Source organism: bacterium (genome assembly GCA_031082185.1).
Taxonomy (GTDB): domain Bacteria; phylum Sysuimicrobiota; class Sysuimicrobiia; order Sysuimicrobiales; family Humicultoraceae; genus VGFA01.
This window is the reverse complement of the sequence record JAVHLI010000039.1, coordinates 1-1,194: the sequence shown is the minus strand read 5'-3', so window position 1 is coordinate 1,194 and position 1,194 is coordinate 1. Positions and strand designations below refer to the sequence as shown.

General features: G+C 51.5%; 1 rRNA gene. It reads left to right on the top strand.

Going from position 1 to position 1,194, the window contains the following annotated elements:
- Nucleotides 1-1,194 (top strand): 23S ribosomal RNA (locus tag RDU83_14020); the annotation flags it as partial.

Below are 1,194 nucleotides of genomic sequence, written 5' to 3'. Positions count from 1 at the left end.
TGAAACATCTCAGTACCTGGAGGAAAAGAAATCAACCGAGATTCCCCAAGTAGTGGCGAGCGAAAGGGGAAGAGCCCAAACCTGCTGGATGTAATAGGCGGCAGTCGTTGTTCAGCGGGGGTTGTAGGAGTGGGTGTGATAGTCCTGCCGGACTATCGGGAAGTCAGAAAACTCTGCGTTAGTCGAAGCGAGCTGGAAAGCTCCGTCATAGAAGGTGATAACCCTGTAGGCGAAAATGGAGAGTCTTCCTAATTCAGTCCTGAGTACCATGAGGCACGTGAAACCTTATGGGAAGCCGGGTGGACCATCATCCAAGGCTAAATACGAATTTCCGACCGATAGCGAGCAAGTACCGTGAGGGAAAGCGTGAAAAGAACCCCGGGAGGGGAGTGAAATAGAACCTGAAACCGCGTGCTTACAAGCCGTTAAAGCACGATGTTACGGGCTTGCCCGTAACGAGTGTGATTGCGTGCCTTTTGTAGAATGAACCGGCGAGTTACTGTATGTTGCGAGGTTAAGTACGTGAAGTACGGAGCCAGAGCGAAAGCGAGTCTTAATAGGGCACGGCACCGCAAGGTGCCAAGTAATATGCAGTAGACCCGAAGCCAGGTGATCTATCCATGTCCAGGATGAAGCACGATTAAACTCGTGTGGAGGTCCGAACTGATCGTTGTTGAAAAAACGTCGGATGAGGTGTGGATAGGGGTGAAATGCCAATCGAACCTGGTGATAGCTGGTTCTCCCCGAAATAGCTTTAGGGCTAGCGTTCAGGGTTTATGCGCAGGGGTAGAGCACTGACAGAGCTAGGGGCCTTACCGGGTTACCGAACTCCATCAAACTCCGAATACTGCGCAATATACCTGGGCAGTCAGACTGTGGGGGATAAGCTTCATAGTCGAGAGGGAAACAGCCCAGACCGTCGGCTAAGGTCTCTCAATCTATGCTAAGTGGTAAAGGAAGTGAGAGGTCTCAGACAGCCAGGAGGTTGGCTTAGAAGCAGCCATCCTTGAAAGAGTGCGTAATAGCTCACTGGTCGAGACAGCTTGCACCGAAAATGTAAGGAGGCTCAAGCATGGTACCGAAGCCACGGAGTTCAGGAGCAATCCTGGATTGGTAGGGGAGCATTCTGTAGTAGGTAGAAGCCAGACTGCGAGGACTGGTGGACGAGGCAGAAGAGAGAATGCCGGTATAAGT